This window comes from Herbaspirillum sp. LeCh32-8, assembly GCF_017814915.1.
Lineage (GTDB): Bacteria > Pseudomonadota > Gammaproteobacteria > Burkholderiales > Burkholderiaceae_D > Herbaspirillum.
Map to the genome: position 1 here is coordinate 129,610 of NZ_JAGIPZ010000004.1, position 24,227 is coordinate 153,836.

The window sequence follows — 24,227 nt, forward strand, 5'->3', positions numbered from 1 at the left end:
GCCTACAACAGCGGCAGCATCGCCATCGGCAGCAGCGCGGTCTCCGGCGTCTCCGGCTCAGGCACGGTCACCAATACGACCGCAGTGGGTGCGAGCGCGCAGGCCACGGGCAACTCGGCCAGCGCCTTCGGCTTGAATGCCACGGCCAGCGGCGCCAATGCACTGGCGTCCGGCGCTGCGGCAACGGCTTCCTCCACGGGTGCGACGGCATTAGGCACGTCAGCGTCCGCCGCCGGCAGCGCCGGCACTGCGGTGGGCTCCGCCGCCAACGCGGCGGGCGCGAATGCCGCAGCGCTTGGCGCCAGCGCCAACGCCTACAACAGCGGCAGCATCGCCATCGGCAGCAGCGCGGTCTCCGGCGTCTCCGGCTCAGGCACGGTCACCAATACAACTGCGGTGGGCGCGGGCGCGCAGGCCACCGGCAACGCCTCAAGCGCCTTCGGTCTGAATTCGGTTGCCAGCGCGACCAGTACCGTCGCCGTGGGCAATGGCGCGACGGCCACCGGTAATTCGGCCACGGCAGTGGGCACCGGCGCGCAGGCCTCGGGCGGAGCAGCATTGGCTTCCGGCGCGGGTGCCCTGGCTTACGGATTGAGCTCGGTCGCGCTGGGCAACGGCGCGGTGGCCGGCGTCAATGCCGGCGGCCAGCAGTACGATACCTCGGTGGGTCCCGGCTCACGTGCAACGGGCGGCCAGTCCAGCGCCTTCGGCTTGAATGCGAACGCCAGCGCCGCCAACGCGTTGGCGGCAGGCTCAACAGCGACGGCGTCCGCCGCGGGGGCCACGGCCTTGGGTGCGTCGGCTTCCGCAGCCGGCAGCGCCAGCACCGCGGTGGGCAACACCGCCAATGCGGCGGGCGCCAATGCGGCGGCCTTGGGTTCGGGCGCCAACGCATATAACAGCACCAGCGTCGCCCTGGGCGCCAGCGCAGTGGCCGGGGTGTCCGGCTCCGGCACCATCACCGGCGACACCGCGCTTGGCGCAAACGCCAGAGCGACGGGGGGATTCTCGGCCGCCCTGGGCAGCTTTGCCGTGGCCTCCGGCAATCACGCCGTGGCCGGCGGCTTGTCCGCCACGGCCTCGGGCGCGTCCGCCGTGGCGCTGGGCGAGAACGCGGCGGCCTCCAACACCAATGCGATCGCACTGGGCTTCGGCAGCACTGCGTCCGGCAATGGCGCCGCCTCCCTCGGCGCGTCATCGTCCGCGGCCGGAGCATCGGCGGTGGCCCTGGGCCTGAGCGCGAATGCGGCCGGCAGCAGCGCGCTGGCGATGGGCAACAACAGTTCGGCCGCGGCCAGCGACGCCGTGGCGTTCGGCCATTCCACGACCGCCGCAGGCGCGGGAGCGGTGGCCGGCGGCCAGTTGGCCAATGCCTACAACAGCGGCTCGGTGGCCCTGGGCAAATCATCGGTGTCCGGGGTCTCGGGCTCGGGCACCATTACCAACGACACCGCGCTGGGGATCAACACGCAGGCCATCGGCGGCAGTTCGCTGGCGGCGGGCGCAGGGGCGCAGGCCACCGCCGCCAATGCGGTTGCGGCCGGCAACGCGGCGCTGGCGTCGGGAGCATCGGCCAGCGCCGTGGGCGACAGCGCCGCGGCGAGCAATGCCAATGCCGCAGCCTTCGGCAAGCAGGCCTCCGCCGCCGGACAAAATGCGACGGCGCTGGGCGCCAGCACGATCGCATCGGCCAATTTCAGCGTCGCCGTGGGCGCCACCGCGCATGCGCAGGACGTGGGGACGATGGCGATCGGGCAGAACGCACAAGCGCTCAAAACCAATGCCGCTGCGTTAGGAGTCGGCAGCACCGCCTACACCCAGAACGCGCTGGCATTTGGCACCGGCGCGATAGCCGGCGCATCGGGTGCGGCAACGGTCAATCAGGTCGCCATCGGCAACGCCGCCACGGCCGTGGGCGACAGCGCCTTTGCAGGCGCGGCAGGGGCGACGGCCTACAACAGCGGCTCGCTGGCGCTGGGCAGCAACGCGGTCGCCGGTGTCAGCGGCGCCTCCGGCAATGTCAACCAGACCGCACTGGGCAGCAATGCATCTGCCGTGGGCAACAATTCCTTCGCCGGCGGCAGCAGCGCCGCGGCCTACAACAGCGGCAGCATCGCCATCGGCAGCAGCGCGGTCTCCGGCGTGTCCGGCTCCGGCACGGTGAGCAACACGATCGCTGTGGGCGCCAGCGCGCAAGCCACCGGCAACGCCTCAAGTGCCTTCGGTCTGAATACGGTGGCCAGCGGGACGAGCACGGTCGCTGTCGGCAACGGTGCGACAGCCTCCGGCAATTCGGCCACGGCAGTGGGCCCCGGCAGCCAGGCTTCGGGCGGGGGAGCACTGGCGGCCGGTTCGGGGGCGCTGGCCTACGGACTGAGCTCGGTCGCGCTGGGCAACGGCTCGGTGGCCGGCGTCAACGCCGGCAGCCAGCAGTATGACACCGCGGTGGGCGCGGGCGCACACGCAACCGGAGGCCAGTCCAGCGCCTTCGGTTTGAATGCGAACGCCAGTGCCGCCAACGCGTTGGCGGCAGGCTCGGCAGCGACGGCGTCCGCTGCGGGGGCCGCGGCATTGGGTAACTCCGCTTCCGCTTCCGGTAGCGCCAGCACCGCAGTGGGCATGCAAGCCCAGGCTGCCGGCGGCAATGCGTTTGCGGCCGGCTTCCAGGCATCGGCCGCGGGGGCATCCGGGGTGGCGATCGGCAATGCGGGCGTGGCGTCGGCCGCCAACGCAATCGGCATCGGCAGCGCCGCCAATGCCGGTGTGGCCGATGGCATTGCGATTGGCCGTTCCACCTCGGTCACCGGCAACGCCAGTGTGGCGATCGGTTTGTCCAGTCAGGCGGCAGGCGCAAGCAGCGCCGCCTTGGGAACGGGCAGCAATGCCGCCGGGGCCAATACCCTGGCCGGCGGACGCAACGCCACGGCGTACGGCGCCAATGGCGTGGCGCTGGGCAACAATGCCGTGACCGGTGCCTCGGGCCAGCCCGGCCTGACCAATGACGTTGCGCTGGGCAATGCGGCGGCGGCGACCGGCGGCAATTCCTTTGCCGGCGGCGCCGGCAGCGCGGCCTCGGGCAGCCGCGCAACAGCCTTGGGCGTATCGGGCAGCGCGACAGGCACATCGGCTACTGCGCTGGGCGACAGTGCGCAAGCAAGCGGCGCCAGCAGCACCGCATTGGGCGTATCCAGCGTGGCCTCGGCCTTGAATACGACGGCGCTGGGTAATAGCGCAACGGCCTCGGGTATCGCTTCTGCGGCGCTGGGCAACAGCGCTGCCGCATCGGGAGAGAGCGCGGTGGCGTTGGGCGCGCAAAGCAACGCAGCCGGAGAGGGAAGCGTCGCCGCAGGTCACCTGACCAACGCCTACAACGATGGCGCGATCTCGATCGGCGACACGGCGCAGGCGGGTGTATCCGGCTCGGCGACCATCAAGAATGACATCGCGCTGGGCAACGTCGCGAAAGCGACCGGCGGCGACTCGGTGGCCTTGGGACATGATGCGCAGGCAACCGGCGCCGGCGCCTTTGCGGCGGGCTTGTCGGCCACCGCATCAAGCGATTCAGCGGTGGCCTTGGGCGAGGCCTCCATCGCTTCGGCTAGCCGAGCCATCGCACTGGGACAGAGCAGCCAGGCGACGGCGGCCGACAGCATCGCCTCGGGTTCAGTGGCCGAAGCAAGCGGCGCACGCGCCAGTGCCTTCGGCTACAACACGACGGCGTCAGGAAACGATTCCCTGGCGTTAGGCTCGTCGGCCAATGCAGCAGCAGACGGCACGCTGGCCGCCGGGCAGCAAGCCAATTCCTATAGCGTCAACGGCGTGGCGCTGGGGGCGCAGTCGATTGCCGGGATCAACGGCGGCGGGGCCGGCTACGACACCGCCGTGGGCTACAACTCGCGCGCCACCGGCGGCAGTTCGGTTGCCCTCGGGGACAACGCCTACGCCACCGGCGCGATGTCGTTTGCCGGCGCCTACTACAGCACGGCGTCGGGGCAGGATTCGATTGCCTTGGGCAACACCGCCACGGCAGGCAGCACCGGCGGCATTGCCATCGGCCTGAACAGCAACACCACCGGCGTGAATGCGGCCGCGCTCGGCGTTTCCGCAAACAGCGCCGGCGCCTCGGCGCTGGCCCTGGGCGCCAACGCCAGCGCCGGCGCGACCAATGCTGCGGCGGTGGGACAAGGCGCCAATGCGGGCGGCGCTTCTTCGTTTGCCGGCGGCGACAGCGCCAGCACCTTCAACAGCGGCGGCGTCGCGTTGGGGCAAAGCGCGGTCGCGGGAGTGTTTGGCGCGTCCACGCTGGTCAACGATACCGCCGTCGGCAAGAGCGCCAGCGCCACGGGCGGCAGCTCACTGGCGCTGGGCGCATCGGCCAATGCGTCGGCCGCGAATGCGTTTGCGGGTGGTTCTTCGGCCGCGGCGTCGGGCGCATCATCGACCGCGCTGGGCGACAGCGCACAGGCCAGCGCGCTCAATACCGTGGCGCTGGGCAAGAGCAGCGTCGCCAACGCGAATCGCAGCACGGCGGCCGGCGTATCCAGCACGGCCTCCGGCGTCTCGGCGCTAGCCGTGGGCGACACGGCCAGCGCCACGGGTGCAGGCGCATCGGCATTAGGTCAGAGCAGTAGCGCCGGCGCGGCCAATGCAGTCGCTGTCGGCAAGAGCGCCAATGCGGCGGGCGCATCGTCGTTCGCCGGCGGCAACAGCGCCAATGCCTACAACAGCGGCAGCGTGGCCCTAGGTAACATTGCAGTGGCCGGGGTATCGGGCTCGGGCACGGTGACCAACGATACCGCGCTGGGCAACAACGCCCGCGCCACCGGCGGCAATGCCCTCGCAGCCGGCAGCAGCGCCACCGCCGGCGGCGCCAATGCGGTAGCCACCGGCGTATCGTCGACAGCCTCCGGCACATCTTCCGTCGCGCTGGGCAACACGGCGAATGCCTCCAACACCAACAGCATCGCCCTGGGCACCAACAGCGTCTCCTCCGGCAGCGGCGCATTCGCCGGCGGCAATGCGGCCAACGCCTCGGCTATCGCCGCGCTGGCGCTGGGCAGCAGCAGCACCGCCTCGGCTGCCAATGCCGCAGCGGTTGGCGCCAGCGCCAACGCGGCGGGAGCATCGTCGTTCGCCGGCGGCAACAGCGCCAATGCCTACAACACCGGCAGTGTGGCGCTGGGTAATACGGCGGTGGCCGGCGTCTCGGGCTCCGGAACAGTGACCAACGACACCGCGCTGGGCAACAACGCCCGCGCCACCGGCGGCAACGCTCTCGCGGCCGGCAGCAGCGCCACCGCCGGCGGCGTCAATGCGGTGGCCACCGGCGTGTTGTCCACTGCGTCCGGCACCTCTTCCGTCGCGCTGGGCAACACGGCGAATGCCTCTAACACCAACAGCATCGCCCTGGGCACCAACAGCGTCTCTTCCGGCAGCGGCGCATTCGCCGGCGGCAATGCGGCCAACGCCTCGGCTATCTCCGCGCTGGCACTGGGTAGCGGCAGCGCGGCCTCGGCCGCCAATGCCGCGGCGGTTGGCGCCAGTGCCAACGCGGCAGGCGCATCGTCGTTCGCCGGTGGCAACAGCGCCAATGCCTACAACACCGGCAGCGTGGCGCTGGGTAATACGGCGGTGGCCGGCGTCTCGGGCTCCGGCACGGTGACCAACGACACGGCGCTGGGCAACAACGCCCGCGCCACCGGCGGCAATGCACTCGCAGCCGGTACCGGCGCGAATGCAGTGGGCGCCAACGCGGTGGCGGCCGGTGCATCGGCCAATGCGTACAACAGCGGCGCGGTGGCGGTGGGCAATGGTGCGGTCGCGGGCATCTCCGGTTCCGGCACGGTGACCAATGACGCTGCCCTGGGCATGAATGCGCGCGCCACCGGCGGTTCGTCGCTGGCCGCGGGCGCGGGTGCGCAAGCCAGCGCTGCGCGCAGCATGGCGGGCGGCGTGTCCAGCACAGCGTCGGGCGCGTCTGCCGTGGCGCTTGGAGACACGGCAACTGCATCCGGCGCAGGCGCGGCGGCGCTGGGCTTGAACAGCAGCGCCGCAGCGGCCAATGCTGCGGCCGTGGGCGCCGGCGCCAATGCCGCGGGAGCTTCCTCATTTGCCGGCGGCAATGCCGCCACTGCCTACAACACAGGCAGCGTGGCATTGGGCAATGCGTCGGTGGCGGGGGTATCGGGTTCCGGCACGGTGACCAATGACATGGCGCTGGGCAATGGCGCGCACGCCACCGGCGGCGCGTCATTGGCGGCAGGCGCAAGCGCCAATGCGGCCGGCGCCAATGCGGTGGCGACGGGCGCATCGTCCAATGCCTACAACAGCGGGGCGGTGGCGGTGGGCAGCAATGCCGTGGCCGGGGTATCGGGTTCCGGCACGGTGACCAATGATACTGCACTGGGCATCAACGCGCGCGCCACCGGCGGCAGCGCACTGGCCCTAGGCAGTTCGGCGGTGGCGTCGGGCAGCCATGCGCTGGCGGCGGGCGTTTCGGCGGCGGCGGCGGGCGTGGCCGCAGTCGGCCTGGGCGACAGCGCAAACGCCGCCGGCGACGGCGCATTTGCGGGGGGCAACGATGCCCGGGCGTACAACAGCGGCTCGCTGGCCCTAGGTCAACATGCAGTAGCGGGCGTGTCCGGCTCGGGATCGGTGGTGAGCGACACCGCCCTGGGCATGAACAGCAGCGCCACCGGCGGTCGCGCGCTGGCCGGCGGCGTGGGCGCAAGCGCTGCCGGGCTGTCCTCGGTGGCGCTGGGCGACTCCGCCAGCGCCGCCACGGCGGGCGCGGTGGCGATCGGCAAGGGTGCAACGGCCAACGGCGGTAAAGCGGTGTCCATTGGCGTGGGCAATACGGCCAGCGGCAACGGTGCAGTGGCCATTGGCGACCCCAACAACGCCACCGGAGCCGGCGCGGTGGCGCTGGGCGAAGACAATACCGCCACCGGCACCGGCGCGCTGGCCATCGGCAGCAACAACAGCGCAATAGGACAGGCGTCGATGGCCTTCGGCCGCAATGCCAGCGCATCGGCCGCAGGCGGGATCGCCCTGGGCGACGGCGCCTCGGCCACGGTCAATCAGGGCGTGGCGCTGGGCGCGGGTTCGATCTCGAACCGCGCCATCACGCCGGTGTCCGGCCAGACCATCCTGGGAGCGGTGTCGGTCGGCGACAGCAGCACCAATACCTATCGCCAGATCATCAACGTGGCGGACGGCACGCAGGCCCACGACGCCGTCAACCTGGGGCAATTGCAGGCGGCGGTTGCGTCGGTCTCCAGTTCAACCACCCAATATTTCCACGCCAACTCGACGCAGCCGGACTCCTTGTCGACCGGCACGGATTCGATCGCCATCGGCCCCAATACGGTAGTCAACGGCCAACAGGCGATTGGCATGGGTCTGGGAGCACAGGCCAGCGGTCAGAACGGCCTGGCCATCGGCACCAACGCCAACGCCGGCGGTGCTCAGTCCCTGGCGTTGGGGCGGGCCGCCACGGCCAGCGCGACGGGCGCGCTGGCGCTGGGCGACGGCGCAACGGCCGGTCAGGCCAACAGCATCGCCCTGGGCGCGGGATCGGCCACCACGGTGGGCGCGCAAACCAATTACACCGCCTATGGCTTGTCGGCCCAGCAGAGCTCGGCGGGCGAAGTGAATGTGGGCAATCGCACAATCACCGGCGTGGCCGCCGGGGTGGGTAACCAGGATGCGGTCAACGTGGCCCAGCTGACTGCGGTCAACAACACGCTGAGCGCGCAGATTGCCGGTGTCAGCGCGGGCGTCAGCAAGTACTTCCATGCCAACTCCACGGCAACCGACGGCAGCGCGACCGGCGCCGATGCGATTGCGATCGGCCCCCAGGCGCTGGCATCGGGCAACACCAGCATCGCACAGGGCAGCAATGCGCAAGCCACCAGCACCGACGCCATCGCGATCGGTCGCGCCGCCGCCGCGCAAGGCGGCAACGCGGTAGCGCTGGGCGCAGCGGCGAGCGCCAACGGCGCCGGTACGCTGGCGCTGGCGGCAAACGCGCAAGCCACGGCAGCGAACGCCGTTGCCATCGGCAACAACGCCAGCGCCGGCAATGCCTCCAGCGTCGCTTTGGGCGCCAATGCGGCCACCTCGGTCGGCGCGCAGAGCAACTACACGGCCTACGGCTTATCCGCACCACAAACCTCGGTGGGCGAAGTGTCGGTGGGCAGCGCCGGCTCGACGCGCAAGCTGACCAACGTGGCCGCCGGCAGCAGCAGCACGGACGCGGTCAATGTGGCGCAGCTGACGGCGGTGGCGACCACCTTGACCGGCAACGCGCTGCAGTGGGACCCGAGCGCAAACGGCGGAACCGGCGCGTTCTCGGCCAGCCATGGCGCCGGCCTCACCAATAAGATCACCAACGTCGCAGCGGGAACGCTGAGCGCCGGCAGCACCGATGCGATCAACGGCAGCCAGTTGTATTCGCTGGCGGGCGATATCAGCGCCACCTTCACCAATGCCAATGGCGTCGGTTCGCGCTATGTGCGCACCAATGAAAACGGCCTGGCCACCGCCGATTCGCAAGCGGCGGCAGCCGGCGCCACCGCGCTGGGCTACAACGCCACCGCCAGCGCCGGCAACGCGCTGGCCATGGGTCGCGGCAGCGTGGCCGATAAGGTCAACAGCGTAGCGCTGGGCGCGGGATCGGCAACGACCGTAGGCGCGCAGACCGACTACTCCGCCTACGGCCTGGGCACGCCGCAGACATCGGCGGGCGAAGTCAACATCGGCAACCGCACGCTGACAGGCCTGGCCGCAGGTATTGGCGACAGCGACGCCGTCACGGTGGCGCAGCTGCGCGCGATCGGCAACCAGATCGCGGCCGTCGGCAGCGATGCCTTGCAATGGGACGCCAGCGCCAATGGCGGCCTGGGCGCCTATAACGCCAAGCACGGCGCCAACAGCGCCAGCAAGATCGTGAATGTGGCCAACGGCGACGTCAGCGCCGGCAGCACGGATGCGGTCAACGGCAGCCAGCTGTTCGGCGTGACGGGCGACACCAGCAGCACCTACACCAATGCCCATGGCGTGAGCGTGCGTTACGCCCGCACCAATGAAAACGGCCTGACCGCGGCCGACTCGCAAGCGTCCGCCGCGGGAGCGACGGCGCTCGGATACAACGCCGTCGCCAGCGCCGGCAATGCGCTGGCGATCGGTCGCGACAGCACGGCCGACAAGGCCAACAGCGTGGCCCTGGGCGCCGGCTCGGCCACCACGGTGGGCGCCCAGACCAACTACGCAGCGTATGCGCTCTCGGTGGCGCAAACCTCATCAGGTGAAGTCAACGTCGGCAATCGCACCATCACCGGCGTGGCGCCTGGCATCAACGACAACGATGTGGTGACCGTGGCGCAGCTGCGCGCGGACGATGCCAACTTCGCTGCGCTGAACAACAACGCCCTCAAATGGGATCCGGCCGCCAACGGCGGCGCCGGTGCCTACAGCGCCAGCCATGGCGCCGCCACGACCAACAAGATCACCAATGTAGCGGCCGGCGCGGTCAGCGCCACGAGCACCGACGCCCTCAACGGCGCGCAGTTGTTTGCGGTGGCGGGCGACACCGGCAGCACCTTCACCAACGCCAACGGCCTGGGCGTGTTGTATGCGCGCACCAACGTGAGCGGCCTGGCCGCGGCCGATGCCGTCGCTTCCGCCCAAGGGGCGACTGCCATCGGATACAACGCCGCCGCGAGCGCGGTCAACGCCGTGGCGCTGGGCAATGCCAGCAATGCCAACAAGAGCAATAGCGTGGCCCTTGGCGCGGGCTCGGTCACGGGAACGGGCGCGCAGAGCAACTATATCGCCTACGCCTTGGTGAATCCGCAAAACGCGGTCGGCGAGGTGTCCATCGGGGCGGGAGGCGCTGAGCGCAAGCTCACCAACGTGGCAGCGGGCAGCAACAATACCGATGCGGTCAATGTGGCGCAATTGACTGCGGTCAATACCACGCTGACCACCGCGGTGGGTAACGCCATGCAATGGAACGCCGCCGCCAATGGCGGGCTGGGGGCGTTCAGCGCCAGCCACGGCGCCAGTTTGAACAACAAGGTCACCAACGTGGCGGCAGGCGACATCTCCGCGGCCAGCACGGATGCCATCAACGGCGCTCAGCTGAAGGCAACCAATGACCAGGTGACCCAGGCCAGCACCTTGATCTCCACCATCGCGGGCAATACGACGCCGGCCTATATCACCGGCCATGGCACCGGCATCAAGTATGCGCGCACCAACGATGTGGGCTTGAGCGCGGGCGACGCCACGGCATCGGGCCAGGGCGCCACGGCGATGGGCTACAACGCGCTCGCCAGCGCGCCCAATACCCTGGCGCTTGGCAATGGCGCCAGTGCCGTCAATGGCAACAGCGTGGCTCTGGGCGCCGGCTCGGCAACCACGGTGGGTGCCCAGACCAACTACGCGGCGTATGCGCTCTCGGTTGCGCAAACCTCTTCGGGTGAAGTCAACGTCGGCAATCGCACCATCACCGGCGTGGCGCCTGGCATCAACGACAACGATGTGGTGACCGTGGCGCAGCTGCGCGCAGACGATGCCAACTTCACCAACCTGAACAACAACGCCCTCAAGTGGGACCCGGCCGCCAACGGCGGCGCCGGCGCCTACAGCGCCAGCCATGGCGCCGCCACGACCAACAAGATCACCAACGTGAGCGCGGGCGCGGTCAGCGCAGGCAGCACCGACGCCGTCAACGGCGCCCAGTTGTTTGCGGTGGCGGGCGACACCGGCAGCACGTTCACCAATGCCAACGGCGTGGGCGTGCTGTATGCGCGCACCAACGCAACCGGCCTGGCCGCAGCCGACGCTGTCGCTTCCGCGCAAGGGGCGACTGCAGTGGGATACAACGCCGCTGCAAGTGCAAGCAACGCCCTGGCGCTGGGACGCGGCAGCGTCGCCAACTTCGCCAACAGCGTTGCGCTGGGCGCCGGTTCGGTGACCACGGTGGGGGCGCAGACCAATTACGCCGCGTACGCTTTGTCGGCCACGCAAACCTCGTCGGGCGAAGTGAATGTCGGCAACCGTACGGTGACGGGCATTGCGCCGGGCGCTGGCGACAACGATGCGGTCAACGTGGCGCAGTTGCGCGCGGCGACGAACAATCTGGCCGCCCAGAACACTGACATGCTGAAGTGGGACGCCGCAGCCAACGGCGGCGCCGGCGCCTTCAGCGCGAGTCACGGCAGCGTTGTCGCCAACAAGATCACCAATGTGGCCAATGGGGATGTGGGCGCGGCGAGTACGGACGCCATCAATGGCGCGCAGCTCTTTGCAGTGACCGGCGATGTCAGCAGCACCTTTACCAACGCGAACGGTTCAGGCGTCCGCTACGCCAGAACCAATGCCAACGGCTTGCCTGTCTCTGACGCCACCGCCTCGGGTGCAGGCGCGAGCGCGGTCGGTTATGGCGCGACGGCCTCGGCGTTGAATGCCTTGTCCCTCGGCGCCAACAGCATTGCCAACCAGGCCAATAGCGTGGCCCTGGGCGCGGGAGCGACGACGTCCGTCGGCGCCCAGAGCAGTTACATCGCCTATGGACGCGCCGCGCCGCAGACCTCGGTGGGCGAAGTGTCGGTCGGCTCGGCCGGCAACGAGCGCAAGATCACCAATGTGGCGCCGGGCAGCGCCAGCACCGATGCGGTCAACGTGAGCCAGTTGCTCGACCTGGATGACCGCATCACCGGTCTTGCCGGCAAGAGCCTGCAGTTCGACGCCACGCTCAACGGCGGTGCCGGCGCCTACAGCGCCGCGCGTGCCGGCTCGCCCACCAAGATCACCAATGTGGCCGCCGGCGACATCAGCGCCACCAGCACCGATGCCGTCAATGGCGCGCAGTTGTTCGCCTCCCTGGGCAGCTTCAGCAATCCTGCTTACAACACCACCAACGGGCAAGGCATCAAGTATGTGCGCACCAACGATACCGGCCTCGCGGCGTCGGACGTGTCGGCCATCGGCCAGGGTTCGACCGCGGTGGGCTACAACGCCGTCGCGACCGGCGACAACGCGGTGTCGATCGGTAACCTTGCGCAGGCGCAAAGCAACGGCAGCGTAGCGATCGGCCAGGGCTCCCAGACGACAGGCGGCAAGGCGGTGTCGATCGGCAACCTCAATACCGCCAGCGGTGACGGCGCCGTTGCCGTCGGCGATCCTAACAATGCCACCGGCAGCGGTGCATTGGCCATCGGCAAGGACAACACCGCCACCGGCAACGGTGCGGTCGCGCTGGGCAACACCAACAGCGCCACGGCGCAGGGCGCAGTCGCCATCGGCAATCTGACGACGGCCTCCGCCGCCGGCGCGCTCGCAATGGGCGACGGCGCCAGCGCCAACCAGACTTACGCGATTGCGCTGGGCAACGGCGCCGGCGCCACGGCCGTCGACGCCTTGGCATTGGGTCGCGGCGCCAGCGCCAATAAGGCCAACAGCATCGCGTTGGGCGCGGGCTCAGTCACCACCGTGGGCGCACAGACCAACTACAGCGCTTATGGCCTGTCCGCCACACAGACCTCGGCAGGCGAGCTCAATGTGGGCAATCGCACGATCAGCGGCGTAGCACCGGGCAGCGCCGGCACTGACGCCGTGAACGTCAACCAGTTGCAGGCGGTGGCGACCTCCCTGGGCAGCCTGGCCGGCAACATGGTGACGTGGAATGCCGGCGAACTGTCGGGCGCTGGCGCCTATGACGCCTCCCACGGCGCCACGACACGCGCGCAGATCGTCAACGTGGCCGACGGCACCACCGCGCAATCGGCAGTGACGGTGCATCAGCTGACCAATGCACTGAGCTCGTTTGCGGTAACCGGCACCATGTACTTCCACGTCAACAGCACCAGCACGGACGCCTTGGCCAGCGGCACGCAATCGGTTGCCATCGGCCCGGTCAGCATCAGCGCCGCTGACTCCAGCGTTGCCATGGGTGACGGCGCGACCACGCTGAGCACAGCCACCAACGGCATCGCCATCGGGCGCAGCGCCACCGCGCAGCAAAACGACGCCATCGCCATGGGCACCTCGACCGTTGCCGGCGCCGCGCGCTCCATGGCCATCGGCTTCAATGCCAGCGTTGCCGCCAGTGCCGCGGACAGCCTGGCATTGGGATCCAACGCACAGGCGACGCAGGCCAACAGCGTGGCCTTGGGCGCGGGTTCGGTGACCGCCGTGGGCGCGCTGAGCAACTACACCGCCTACGCGCTCACTGCGCTGCAATCGTCGGTGGGCGAGGTCAATATCGGCAACCGGCAGCTCACAGGCATGGCCGCCGGCAGCGCCGACAACGATGGCGTCAACGTCGCCCAGCTGCGTGCCGCCATCGCCACCGTGACCCCGTCCATCCCCGGCCATGGCGGCGGCGGATCGGGCGGCGGCAGCACCGGCAACGTCGCTTGCGGCGGCAACACCTGCGGAGATGGCCTGGCCTACGACAGCGCGGCCAACAACAGCGTCACATTGGGCAATGCCGGCTCGGCGCCGGTAGCCATTCACAACGTGGCGCCGGGCGTTGCCGGCACCGACGCGGTCAACGTCAACCAGCTCAACGGCGCCATCGCCGGCGCCAATCAATACACCGATCGCAAGATCGAGCAAGTCACGCGCGACGCAAACGCCGCGGCGGCCTCGGCCATGGCGTTGGCCTCCCTGCCCCAGGCAATGCCCGGCCAAAGCATGATGAGTTTTTCCGGCAGCACGTATGAAGGACAAAGCGCGATGGCGCTCGGCCTGTCGCACAGCCGCGGCAACTGGGTGATCAAGGGAGCGGCCACGACCAACAGCCGCGGGCGCACCGGCGCGGCGATGGGCGCGGGATTTTCCTGGTAGCGCGCCATCGTGGATGGATGCATTTCAGTTTCTCAGCAGCGCAACGAAGTCACTTACCACCACCTGAAAGGAGAGCAGTATGTATTCGATCAAGAAGCTTCAAATTGCCGGCGCCGCCTGCGCCATGGTTCTGTCCCTGTCGGCCGCCAACGTGCGGGCGCAGACCGCGCCGCTAGACAGCTTGCTGAAAAGCGCGACCCAATGGGCGTCCCTGGCCGATGCCGGCCAGGCCGAGCGCATGTGGGACACCAGCGGTCCGATCATGCAGACCAACATGCCCAAACAGGATTGGGGCCGTTACCTGAGCAATCTGCGCACCGAGCTGGGGCCATTGCAGTCGCGCCAGTGGGCGCAAGTCGCCCGGGTGGTGAACCCTGCCGGCCTGCCGCCGGGTGAATACATCAACGTCATCTTCACCAGCAATTTCAGCAAGCTGGCCACGGTGGAGAAAATATCCCTGACGCAATCGGGCGGCCGCTGGATTCCGGTCGGCTATGTGGTCAATCGGGTTGATCCGCCGCAGGCGGCGTCGGCTCCGGCCACGCCCGCCCAGCGCTGACTGCACGGCGTCCCGTCGGCGGCGGGCGCGGTGCGCGCCTGCCCGGCCAACGCCTGGGTTTAGGCGTACAAAGCCGCCAGCTCGCGCGTCTTGCGCTCAGCCGGCGGCACCAAATAGACGCTGCTGATCACCGCCACCATGTCGGCGCCCTGCGCCACCAGCGGCGGCGCGTTGTCCAGCGTGATGCCGCCGATCACCACCACCGGCAGCGGAATCTCGCGCTTGGACTGCGCGATGATCTCGGGCGCGGTGCGGAAGTCGTACTTCTTCACGCGCGAGGGATAGAAGCCGCCGAAGGCGACGTAGCTGGCGCCGTCGCGGTGCGCCGCGTGGGCCAGCTCCAGCGTGCCGTAGCAGGAAGCGCCGACGATCAGCTCCGACCCCACCGTCTTGCGCACCGCGGCGATCGAGGCGTCGGTGCCGCCGACGTGGACGCCGTCGGCGCCGATGGCCAGGCACAGCTCGACGTGGTCGTTGATCACCAGCGGCGTGTCGTATTGCCGGCATAGCGCCAGCAGCGCCTCGGCCTGGGCCTGGCGCTGGACCGGCGTGGCGGTCTTGTGGCGGTACTGCACCAGCGCCGCGCCGTTTTGCAGCGCCAGCTCGGTGGCGGCCAGCAGCTGGGCGGTGTCGTCCCAGTCGGGGGTGACGATGTAGAGGCCGCGCAGGCGGGTTGCGTAATCGGTTTTCATTGCATGCTCCTGCCGCTCATGCGGCGTCGAAGGTGATGACGCGGTTGGGGATGCGTTGCCCCGCCGCGATCGCGTAAGAGGTGGAAAGAGCGTGCTGCGTGTAGCGCTGCGCCAGATCGATCGCCTGGCGCATCGGCAGGCCGCGCGCCAGGCAGGCGGACAAGGCGGCGGCCAGCGTGCAGCCGCTGCCGTGGAATTCGTCCGGCAGACGCGGCCAGCTCCAGCGCGCGCTCTCGACTGCATCCCCAGATTCATCCGCGCCTGATGACTGCCCGTACCAGCGGTTGACCACGTCCTGCTCCTGCGGCCCGTGACCGCCCTTGAGCAGCACATGCGCGCAGCCGCGCCGCATCAATTCGGCCGCCTGGCGCGCCGGCGCCACGTCGCCGCACAGACGACGCGCCTCATTAAGGTTGGGCGTGATGACGGTGGCCAGTGCGTACAGCGGCTCGATCACGCGCGCGGCGTCATCGCTGGAAAGATTGTCGCCCTTGCCGTTCGCCAACACGGGATCGAGCACCACCGGCAGCGCCGGATGCTTCGTGCGCAACTGGTCGATCAGCGCGGCGATGGCCTCGGCGTTGGCGCGGCTGCCGGCGATGCCGAGCTTGACTGCGGCGATGTCGAAGCGGTCGATCAGCACCTGCGCCTGGTGGCGCACCAGTTCAGGCGCGAGCGGGTGCACCGCAAACACGCTGACGTTGTCCTGCACCGTCAGTGCGGTCGGCACCGACAGCGGGTGACAGCCCAGCGCGGTAATAGCCGGAATGTCGGCCTGCATGCCGGCGCCGCCGCTCGGGTCAGAACCGGAGAACACCAGCACGCAAGGCGGTGTGGCGCGATAGGCGGCGTTCATGCGCACGCCGCTCACGCCACGCGGCCGGCCATCGGCGAGGATGGCGAGGCGGTGAACTTGCGCGGGATGCGGCCGGACAGGAACGCCTCGCGGCCGGCCTCCACCGCCAGCTTCATCGCGCGCGCCATGCGAACGGGATCGCGCGCGCCGGCGATGGCGCTGTTCATCAGCACGCCGTCGCAGCCCAGCTCCATGGCGATGGCCGCGTCCGACGCGGTGCCCACGCCGGCGTCCACCAGCACCGGCACGCGCGCCTGCTCGATGATCAGCGACAGGTTCCACGGATTGAGGATGCCCATGCCGGAGCCGATCAGCGAGGCCAGCGGCATCACCGCGGCCACGCCGATGTCTTCCAGCATGCGCGCCTGGATCGGATCGTCGCTGCAATAGACCATGACGTCGAAGCCGTCCTTGACCAGGGTCTCGGCCGCCTTGAGCGTCTCGGGCATGTTGGGGAACAGGGTCTTCTCGTCGCCCAGCACTTCCAGCTTCACCAGCTTGTGCCCGCCCAGCAGCTCGCGCGCCAGCTGCAGCGTATAGACCGCGTCGGCGGCGTTGTAGCAGCCGGCGGTGTTGGGCAGGATGGTGAATTCCGACGGCGGCACCGCATCCAGCAAGCTGGGCGCGTTCGGATCCTGGCCGATGTTCACGCGGCGGATCGCCACCGTGATGATGTCGGCGCCGCTGGCAACCGTCGCCGCGCGGGTTTCGTTCAGGTCTTTGTACTTGCCGCTACCCACCAGCAGGCGCGAGCGATAGGTTTTACCGGCGATGGTCAGGCCCGCGTCTTCTTTGAGCGCGGGGGTGTCGTTCATATTCATTTCAAATCCTTTCATGTCTCTTGCGATAGCGCGAAGAGGAAAGCGTTGCAACCGATGGTCGGACTTCGTGCTACTCAGTCCGAATGAAGTTCTGTGAAGCGCGACGAAAGACGCTGGATCCCGGCCTTCGCCGGGATGACGGAGATGGAAGGTAGCGAGCCTGAACATCGAAGCGCAAGCGAGGTGCAAGCACCGCGAGGCCGCAGGCGAGCCGGACCGGTTTCCCCTTGTGGGCCAGCCGCCGGAGTGCGGTGAAAAATGGATCAGCAAGACAGTCGAGCGAAGCGACTCTGTCTTGCCCATTTTTTGCCGTGCTCCGGTGGGAACCCCGCAGGGGCTGGCAGTTAGGGGCCGCCTTCTTTTGCTTACTTTTCTTGGCGGAGCAAGAAAAGTGAGCGGCTGCCGGGCCGCCCCCGGCGCTCACCTCTGACCGAAGAAAGATCAGCATCCAGCCAGCGCGCAGGAAAGCAGCAAGTCCAGACTACCCAGGCAGACCACCTATTAAGCAGACTACCCAACCAGATCAGCCACCACGGCCACGCAAGCCTAAGCAATCAGATCTCAACCACCACCAATCGCCCGCACCACATCCACCTTGTCAGTCCCAGCCAGCACCCGCACCGCCCATTGCTGCGACGGCACCACCTGCCGGTTGACCGCCACCGCGACCGCCTTGCCGGTCAACTCCAGCGCGGCGATCAGTTGCTCCAGCGTGGCTCCGTCCGGCAGCGGATGCGGCTTTCCGTTCAGTTCGATCTGCATGGCCGCGCTCAAGTCTTGGCGTAGATCTCGGCGCCCATCTTCACGAACTCGACCGATTTCACTTCCATGCCCTTCTTCAGCGCGGCGATTTCAGAGATGCCCTCCTTGGCCGCGTAGTCGCGCACTTCCTGAGTGATCTTCATCGAGCAGAAATGCGGGCCGCACATGGAGCAGAAGTGCGCCACCTTGGCCGAATCCTTGGGCAGGGTCTCGTCGTGGAATTCGCGCGCCTTGTCCGGATCCAGGCCGAGGTTGAACTGGTCTTCCCAGCGAAACTCGAAGCGCGCCTTGGACAGCGCGTTGTCGCGGATCTGCGCGCCCGGATGGCCCTTGGCGAGATCGGCGGCGTGCGCGGCGATCTTGTAGGTGATGATGCCGTCCTTCACATCCACCTTGTTGGGCAGGCCCAGGTGTTCCTTGGGGGTCACGTAGCAGAGCATCGCCGTGCCGTACCAGCCGATCTGCGCGGCGCCGATGCCGGAGGTGATGTGGTCGTAGCCGGGGGCGATGTCGGTGGTCAGCGGGCCCAGCGTGTAGAACGGCGCTTCGTGGCAGTGCTCCAGCTGCAGATCCATGTTTTCCTTGATCAGGTGCATGGGCACGTGGCCGGGGCCTTCGATCATCACCTGCACGTCGTGCTTCCAGGCGATTTGCGTGAGCTCGCCCAGGGTCTTGAGCTCACCCAGTTGCGCCTCGTCGTTGGCGTCGTAGATGGAGCCGGGGCGCAAGCCGTCGCCCAGGCTGAAGCTGACGTCGTAGGCTTTCATGATTTCGCAGATGTCCTCGAAGTGCTCATAGAGGAAGGATTCGCGATGGTGCGCCAGGCACCACTTGGCCATGATGGAGCCGCCGCGCGAGACGATGCCGGTCATGCGCTTGGCGGTCAGCGGCACGTATTGCAGGCGCACGCCGGCGTGGATGGTGAAGTAATCCACGCCCTGCTCGGCCTGTTCGATCAGGGTGTCGCGGAAGATTTCCCAGGTCAGGTCTTCAGCTTTGCCGTTGACTTTCTCCAGCGCCTGGTAGATCGGCACGGTGCCGATGGGCACCGGCGAATTGCGGATGATCCACTCGCGCGTCTCGTGGATGTTCTTGCCGGTGGACAGGTCCATCACGTTGTCGCCACCCCAGCGGATGGCCCAGGTCATCTTCTCGACTTCCTCGCCGATGGACGAGGTCACGGCCGAGTTGCCGATGTTGGCGTTGATCTTCACCAGGAAGTTGCGGCCGATGATCATCGGCTCGATCTCGGGGTGGTTGATGTTGGCGGGGATGATGGCGCGGCCGCGCGCGATTTCGTCGCGCACGAACTCGGGCGTGATCTCGGCCGGGATGGCCGCGCCGAACGACTGGCCCGGATGCTGGCGGCCCATCAGGTCGGACAGCTTGGCGCCCATCGGACCGGAGGCCTTCAGCTGCTCAAGATATTCCTTGCGGCGCATGTTTTCGCGGATCGCCACGAACTCCATCTCGGGCGTGACGATGCCGCGGCGGGCGTAGTGCATTTGCGAGACATTGCCGCCGGCCTTGGCGCGGCGCGGCTTGCGGTGCAGGTTGAAGCGCAGTTCTTCCAGCTTGGGATCGTTTAAGCGCTGCTGGCCGTATTCCGAGGTGGGACCGGGCAGTTCTTCCGTATCGTCGCGCTCCAGGATCCAGGGCGTGCGCGGCGTGGCCAGGCCGGCGCGGATGTCGATCTTGACCTCCGGATCGGTGTAGGGGCCGGAGGTGTCATAGACATAAATCGGCGGGTTCTTCTCGGAGCCGAACATGGCCGGGGTATCAGCCTGGCTGATCTCGCGCATGGGCACGCGGATGTCCGGGCGCGAGCCGGTCACATAGATCTTGCGGGAATTCGGGAGGGGTTGGACTGCTGCCTCGTCGACGGTGGCGGTCGCGGACAGGAACTTCGGGTTGGCATTCATTTTGGCTCCTCTGCGGTTGGCTCGGAGCCAGCAAAGGAGGGTTGCGGAAGAGGACGCGGCCCTGCGGGCCTTGGGTGTTGCGGGTGCGTCTTGCTGCCGGTTGCTTCCCTTCGCTGGCATTATCCAGATCAGGTTCAAGGGTATTTCTCACCCGGCTGCCGTTGTGTTGTTGCACTGGCGGCCAGGACCCCTAGCGTTACGGTTCCCGCTGTGGAAACCGTGGGCCGGATTCTACACCGATCCCCGATGCCCGCAACACTTGCACCGCATCAATACCGTCTATGCATGCAAACCGATGAGCCCGCGGCGGCGCCTGCACAGGCGCGCCCGGCGCAGCGTCGGCACAAATTTTTTCTATTTTTTTCTGAAATTCAAATTCATTGTCAGATAAACTACCTTTCAACTTTCCGGCATGCGCCTGCTTGCCGGATGGCCAGGGGGCTGCGTACCAAGACACCGGGTTTCATGCGTGAAAGAAATAACATGCGCACTCAAGTTTTGCGGGGAGTACTTGCCGGGCTGTTGCTGCTGTCGGCGCATTGCCAGGCGCAACAATCCGGTGGCGCCGACGAGATCGTCGCCACCATCGGCTATGCCGGACCACTGAAGGAGCATCTCGCGGGCAAGTCCGCCAGCGCCGCGCAATTGGCCGTGGAAGAGGCCAATCGCGAAGGCTTGCGGGTGGGCGGGCGCAAGGTGGTGTTCAGTTTGCTGCTGCAGGACGACAAGGCCAACCCACGCACCGCCGAATTCGTGGCCAAGTACCTGGGCCAGAGCGAGGTGATCGCCGTGGTCGGACACTGGACCAGCGCCAACAGCATCAGCGCCGCCCCCATCTACGATCGCGCCGGCGTGGCCCAGGTGACACCGTTCGCCTGGAGCAAGCTGTTCACCGCGCCCGGCTATCGTGGCGCCTTCCAGATGGTCGGCAACGACGAAAACGGACTGGCGGCGACCACCAACTATCTCGTCAAGACCATGAAGATGACGTCGTTCTACGTCATCGACGACGGCGGGCTGCTGGGCTCCAGCCTGGGCGACACCTTCATCGCGCGCGTCACCGCGCTGGGTGCGCAGGTGCTGGGTCGGCAGCGGGTCAGTCCCAACACGTCCGATTTCAACGCGGCGCTGATGGCCGCACGCAGCCTCAATCCAGACGTCATCTTCTTCAGCGGCCGCCCGGTGCAAAGCGACGTGGTGGCGCGCAGCATGGTGCGCCTGCGCTTGTCGAGCAAGCTGTTCCTGACCGGCAGCATCACCAGCGACGATTTCCTGACCAAGGCCGGCGACGTCCAGGACATGCTGCTGGCCATCAAGACGCGCATGCCGGCGGCCAACTCGCAGCCTTTGCAGCAACTGCAGGCACGCTATCAGGCGCGCTTCGGCGAGCCGATGGAACCGCTGTCAATCTACGCCTACGACAGCGTCAAGGTAATCATCGAAGCGGTGCGCAAGTCCGGCTCCCTGGAACGTGGCAAGATCATCGATGCCTTGCATGCAACCCACTACAACGGCGTGAGCGGTCCGATCGCCTTCGGCGCCGACGGCACCTTGCTCAAGCCGACCTATTCGCTGTACCAGTCCAGGCAGCAAAAGTGGGTACTGCTGCACGATTTCAAATAAACCCGCCGGCCCGGCGGGCATGACTGACCGCCGCCTGGGTCACTCCGGCAATGGCGTTTCCCGACGGCCACTCCAGACGGTTTTTTCGCGCGACCACCCGCTCCCTTATATAATGGGAAGTTTCGCAAAAACACACGTCAAATCATGGAATTAGCCAAATCGTTCGAGCCCGCCGAGATTGAAAAATTCTGGCGCGAGGAATGGGAAAAGCGCGGTTACTTCGCCGCCACCACCGACGCCGAAAAACCGTCGTTCTCGATCCAGCTGCCGCCGCCGAACGTGACCGGCACGCTGCACATGGGCCACGCGTTCAACCAGACCATCATGGACGGCCTGACGCGCTACTACCGCATGCGCGGCTACAACACCGCCTGGATTCCCGGCACCGACCACGCCGGCATCGCCACCCAGATCGTGGTGGAGCGCCAGCTGGACGCGCAAAAGGTGTCGCGCCATGACCTCGGCCGCGAGAAGTTCATCGAGAAGGTGTGGGAGTGGAAGGAAAAATCCGGCTCCACCATCACCGGCCAGATGCGCCGCATGGGCGCCTCGACCGACTGGGACCGTGAATACTTCACGATGGACCCGAAGATGTCCAAGGCCGTCACTGAAGTCTTCGTGCGCCTGTATGAGCAGGGCCTGATTTATCGCGGCAAGCGCCTGGTCAACTGGGATCCGGTGCTGGGCACCGCGGTGTCGGACCTGGAAGTGGTGTCGGAAGAAGAAGACGGCTCCATGTGGCACATCCAGTACCCGCTGGCTGACGGCAGCGGCACCATCACGGTCGCCACCACCCGTCCGGAAACCATGCTGGGCGACGTCGCCGTGGCGGTGGATCCGACCGACGAGCGCTACGCCGCGCTGGTGGGCAAGATGCTGAAGCTGCCGCTGGTGGGCCGCGAGATCCCCATCATCAAGGACGAATACGTCGACAAGGAATTCGGCACCGGCTGCGTGAAGATCACGCCGGCGCACGACTTCAACGACTACCAGGTCGGCGCGCGCCACAACCTGGAAAAGATCAACGTCTTCACGCTGGACGCCAAGATCAACGAGAACGCCCCCGAGAAATACCGCGGCCTGGACCGCTTCGAGGCGCGCAAGCAGATCGTGGCCGACCTCGACGCGCTGGGCGCGCTGGAGTCCGTCAAGCCGCACAAGCTGATGGTGCCGCGCGGCGACCGCACCGGCGTGGTCATCGAACCGATGCTGACCGACCAGTGGTTCGTCGCGATGAGCAAGCCGGCGCCGGAAGGCACCTACTTCCCCGGCAAGTCGATCGCCGAGACCGCGCTGGAAAAGGTCTCTTCGGGCGAGATCAAGTTCGTCCCGGAAAACTGGACCAACACCTACAACCAGTGGTTGAACAACATCCAGGACTGGTGCATCTCCCGCCAGCTGTGGTGGGGCCACCAGATCCCGGCCTGGTACGACGAGGACGGCGGCATCTACGTCGCGCGCACCGAGGAAGAAGCCCGCGCGCAAGCCGGCGGCAAGTCGGTCAAGCGTGACGAAGACGTGCTGGACACCTGGTTCTCCTCGGCGCTGGTGCCGTTCTCGACCCTGGGCTGGCCGGAAGAAACGCCGGACTACAAGCTGTTCCTGCCCTCTTCGGTGCTGGTGACCGGCTTCGACATCATCTTCTTCTGGGTGGCGCGCATGGTCATGATGACCACGCACTTCACCGGCCGCGTGCCGTTCGACACCGTGTACGTGCACGGCCTGGTGCGCGACGCCTCGGGCCAGAAGATGTCCAAGTCCAAGGGCAACACGCTGGACCCGATCGACCTGATCGACGGCATCGGCGTGGACGAACTGGTGGCCAAGCGCACCGTCGGCCTGATGAACCCGAAGCAGGCGACCAGCATCGAGAAGGCCACCCGCAAGGAGTTCGCCGACGGCATTGCGGCCTTCGGCACCGATGCGCTGCGCTTCACCTTCGCCTCGCTGGCGACGCTGGGCCGCAACATCAACTTCGACCTGAACCGCTGCGAAGGCTACCGCAACTTCTGCAACAAGCTGTGGAACGCCACCCGCTTCGTGCTGATGAACACCGAAGGCCAGGACTGCGGCTTCGACGGTCATGAAAAGGGCGTGTGCGACAAGACCTACCTGCAGTTCTCGCAGGCCGACCGCTGGATCGTGTCGCTGCTGCAGCGTACCGAGGCCGAAGTCGAAAAGGGCTTCGCCGACTACCGCTTCGACAACATCGCCACCGCGATCTACAAGTTCGTGTGGGACGAGTATTGCGACTGGTACCTGGAAATGGCCAAGGCACAGATCCAGAGCGGCAACGAAGCGCAGCAGCGCGCTACCCGCCGCACCCTGTTGCGCGTGCTGGAAGTGATCCTGCGACTGGCCCATCCGGTGCTGCCGTTCATCACCGAACAGCTGTGGCAGACCGTGGCGCCGATGACCGACAAGAAGCTCGATCCGGCCGGCGACTCCATCATGCGCCAGCCGTATCCGCAGCCCGACCTGGAAAAGATCGACGCTGAAGCCGAAGCCTGGGTGGCCCAGTTCAAGGCCTACACCGACGCCTGCCGCAACCTGCGCGGCGAGATGCAACTGGCGCCGTCGCTGCGCGTGCCGCTGATCGTGGAGGCCGCCGACGGCGCCGCCATCGAATCCTTCCTGCCGTACCTGCAGGGCCTGGTGCGTCTGTCGGAAACCCAGGTGGTCAGCCAGCTGCCGGAGTCGCCGGCACCGGTGGCCATCGTCGGCCAGGTCAAGCTGATGCTGAAGGTGGAGATCGACGTCGCCGCCGAGCGTGAGCGCCTGGGCAAGGAAGTCACGCGCCTGACCGGCGAAATCGCCAAGGCCAACGCCAAGCTGTCCAACGAAAGCTTCGTGGCGCGCGCGCCGGAAGCCGTCGTGGCGCAGGAGAAGGAGCGCGTGGCCAACTTCGGCGCAACGCTGGAGAAGGTGAAGGAGCAGCTGGCCAAGCTGAAGTAAGCTTTTCGCCGCTTGTTCCTGAAGCGCCGCCGTCCCGTTGGGGCGGCGGCGTTTTTTATTTGCCGGCTGTTTCACGGAGCACGACAAACGACGCTGGGCCCCTGCTTTCGCAGGGGCGACGGAGATGATGGTCCAGTTTGCCTGTCGTTCCTGCGAAAGCAGGAACCCAGCGTCGTTCAA

Annotated in this window: 10 protein-coding genes and 1 riboswitch; of the genes, 4 read left to right on the plus strand and 6 right to left on the minus strand. The window is 67.5% G+C overall.

What is annotated here, in order from left to right; genetic code table 11:
- Nucleotides 1-2: 2 nt before the first annotated feature.
- Nucleotides 3-218 carry a hypothetical protein gene (locus tag J8I26_RS09930; RefSeq protein WP_209606660.1) on the minus strand — a complete coding sequence of 72 codons (216 nt, stop codon included), beginning with the start codon at nt 216-218 and terminating at the stop codon, nt 3-5.
- A gap of 34 nt (nt 219-252) precedes the next feature.
- Here J8I26_RS09930 and J8I26_RS09935 point away from each other — a divergent pair, with 34 nt between their 5' ends.
- Both J8I26_RS09935 and J8I26_RS09940 read left to right on the plus strand, forming a co-directional pair.
- Nucleotides 253-13,857 (plus strand): hypothetical protein, encoded by a 13,605-nt coding sequence (locus J8I26_RS09935; protein WP_209606662.1) that lies wholly within the window; start codon nt 253-255, stop codon nt 13,855-13,857.
- Nucleotides 13,858-13,936: 79 nt separating this feature from the next.
- Nucleotides 13,937-14,416, plus strand: coding sequence for a DUF4019 domain-containing protein (locus J8I26_RS09940; RefSeq protein ID WP_209606664.1), 480 nt, complete (start codon nt 13,937-13,939; stop codon nt 14,414-14,416).
- A gap of 59 nt (nt 14,417-14,475) precedes the next feature.
- Here J8I26_RS09940 and thiE read toward each other — a convergent pair whose 3' ends face one another.
- The 5 genes from thiE to thiC all read right to left on the minus strand — a co-directional run bounded on the left by thiE (nt 14,476) and on the right by thiC (nt 19,469).
- A complete protein-coding gene (gene thiE, locus J8I26_RS09945) occupies nt 14,476-15,108 on the minus strand; it encodes a thiamine phosphate synthase (RefSeq protein ID WP_209606666.1) in 633 nt (210 codons plus the stop codon).
- Between the two features lie 16 nt (nt 15,109-15,124).
- On the minus strand, nt 15,125-15,964 hold the full coding sequence (locus tag J8I26_RS09950; RefSeq protein WP_209606668.1) for a hydroxymethylpyrimidine/phosphomethylpyrimidine kinase: 840 nt from the start codon (nt 15,962-15,964) through the stop codon (nt 15,125-15,127).
- Nucleotides 15,965-15,975: 11 nt separating this feature from the next.
- Nucleotides 15,976-16,785 carry a thiazole synthase gene (locus tag J8I26_RS09955; protein WP_209606670.1) on the minus strand — a complete coding sequence of 270 codons (810 nt, stop codon included), beginning with the start codon at nt 16,783-16,785 and terminating at the stop codon, nt 15,976-15,978.
- Nucleotides 16,786-17,346: 561 nt separating this feature from the next.
- On the minus strand, nt 17,347-17,547 hold the full coding sequence (gene thiS / locus J8I26_RS09960) for a sulfur carrier protein ThiS (RefSeq protein WP_209606672.1): 201 nt from the start codon (nt 17,545-17,547) through the stop codon (nt 17,347-17,349).
- Between the two features lie 8 nt (nt 17,548-17,555).
- On the minus strand, nt 17,556-19,469 hold the full coding sequence (thiC, locus tag J8I26_RS09965) for a phosphomethylpyrimidine synthase ThiC (protein WP_209606674.1): 1,914 nt from the start codon (nt 19,467-19,469) through the stop codon (nt 17,556-17,558).
- 88 nt (nt 19,470-19,557) lie between these two features.
- Nucleotides 19,558-19,671: riboswitch (TPP riboswitch) on the minus strand.
- A 281-nt stretch (nt 19,672-19,952) separates the two neighbouring features.
- Here thiC and J8I26_RS09970 point away from each other — a divergent pair.
- Both J8I26_RS09970 and J8I26_RS09975 read left to right on the plus strand, forming a co-directional pair.
- Nucleotides 19,953-21,092, plus strand: a complete 1,140-nt coding sequence (locus J8I26_RS09970) for a branched-chain amino acid ABC transporter substrate-binding protein (protein ID WP_209606675.1) — start codon at nt 19,953-19,955, stop codon at nt 21,090-21,092.
- Nucleotides 21,093-21,236: 144 nt separating this feature from the next.
- Entirely contained in the window at nt 21,237-24,047 is a 2,811-nt protein-coding gene (locus tag J8I26_RS09975; RefSeq protein ID WP_209606677.1) for a valine--tRNA ligase, read from the plus strand.
- Nucleotides 24,048-24,227: the final 180 nt, after the last annotated feature.

Excerpts from the sequence above, each read along its gene's own strand:
- thiE (WP_209606666.1), bottom strand. The coding sequence starts at position 15,108 with ATGAAAACCGATTACGCAACCCGCCTGCGCGGCCTCTACATCGTCACC.
- thiC (WP_209606674.1), bottom strand. The coding sequence starts at position 19,469 with ATGAATGCCAACCCGAAGTTCCTGTCCGCGACCGCCACCGTCGACGAG.
- J8I26_RS09970 (WP_209606675.1), top strand. The coding sequence starts at position 19,953 with ATGCGCACTCAAGTTTTGCGGGGAGTACTTGCCGGGCTGTTGCTGCTG.
- J8I26_RS09955 (WP_209606670.1), bottom strand. The coding sequence starts at position 16,785 with ATGAATATGAACGACACCCCCGCGCTCAAAGAAGACGCGGGCCTGACC.
- J8I26_RS09975 (WP_209606677.1), top strand. The coding sequence starts at position 21,237 with ATGGAATTAGCCAAATCGTTCGAGCCCGCCGAGATTGAAAAATTCTGG.
- J8I26_RS09940 (WP_209606664.1), top strand. The coding sequence starts at position 13,937 with ATGTATTCGATCAAGAAGCTTCAAATTGCCGGCGCCGCCTGCGCCATG.
- thiS (WP_209606672.1), bottom strand. The coding sequence starts at position 17,547 with ATGCAGATCGAACTGAACGGAAAGCCGCATCCGCTGCCGGACGGAGCC.
- J8I26_RS09950 (WP_209606668.1), bottom strand. The coding sequence starts at position 15,964 with ATGAACGCCGCCTATCGCGCCACACCGCCTTGCGTGCTGGTGTTCTCC.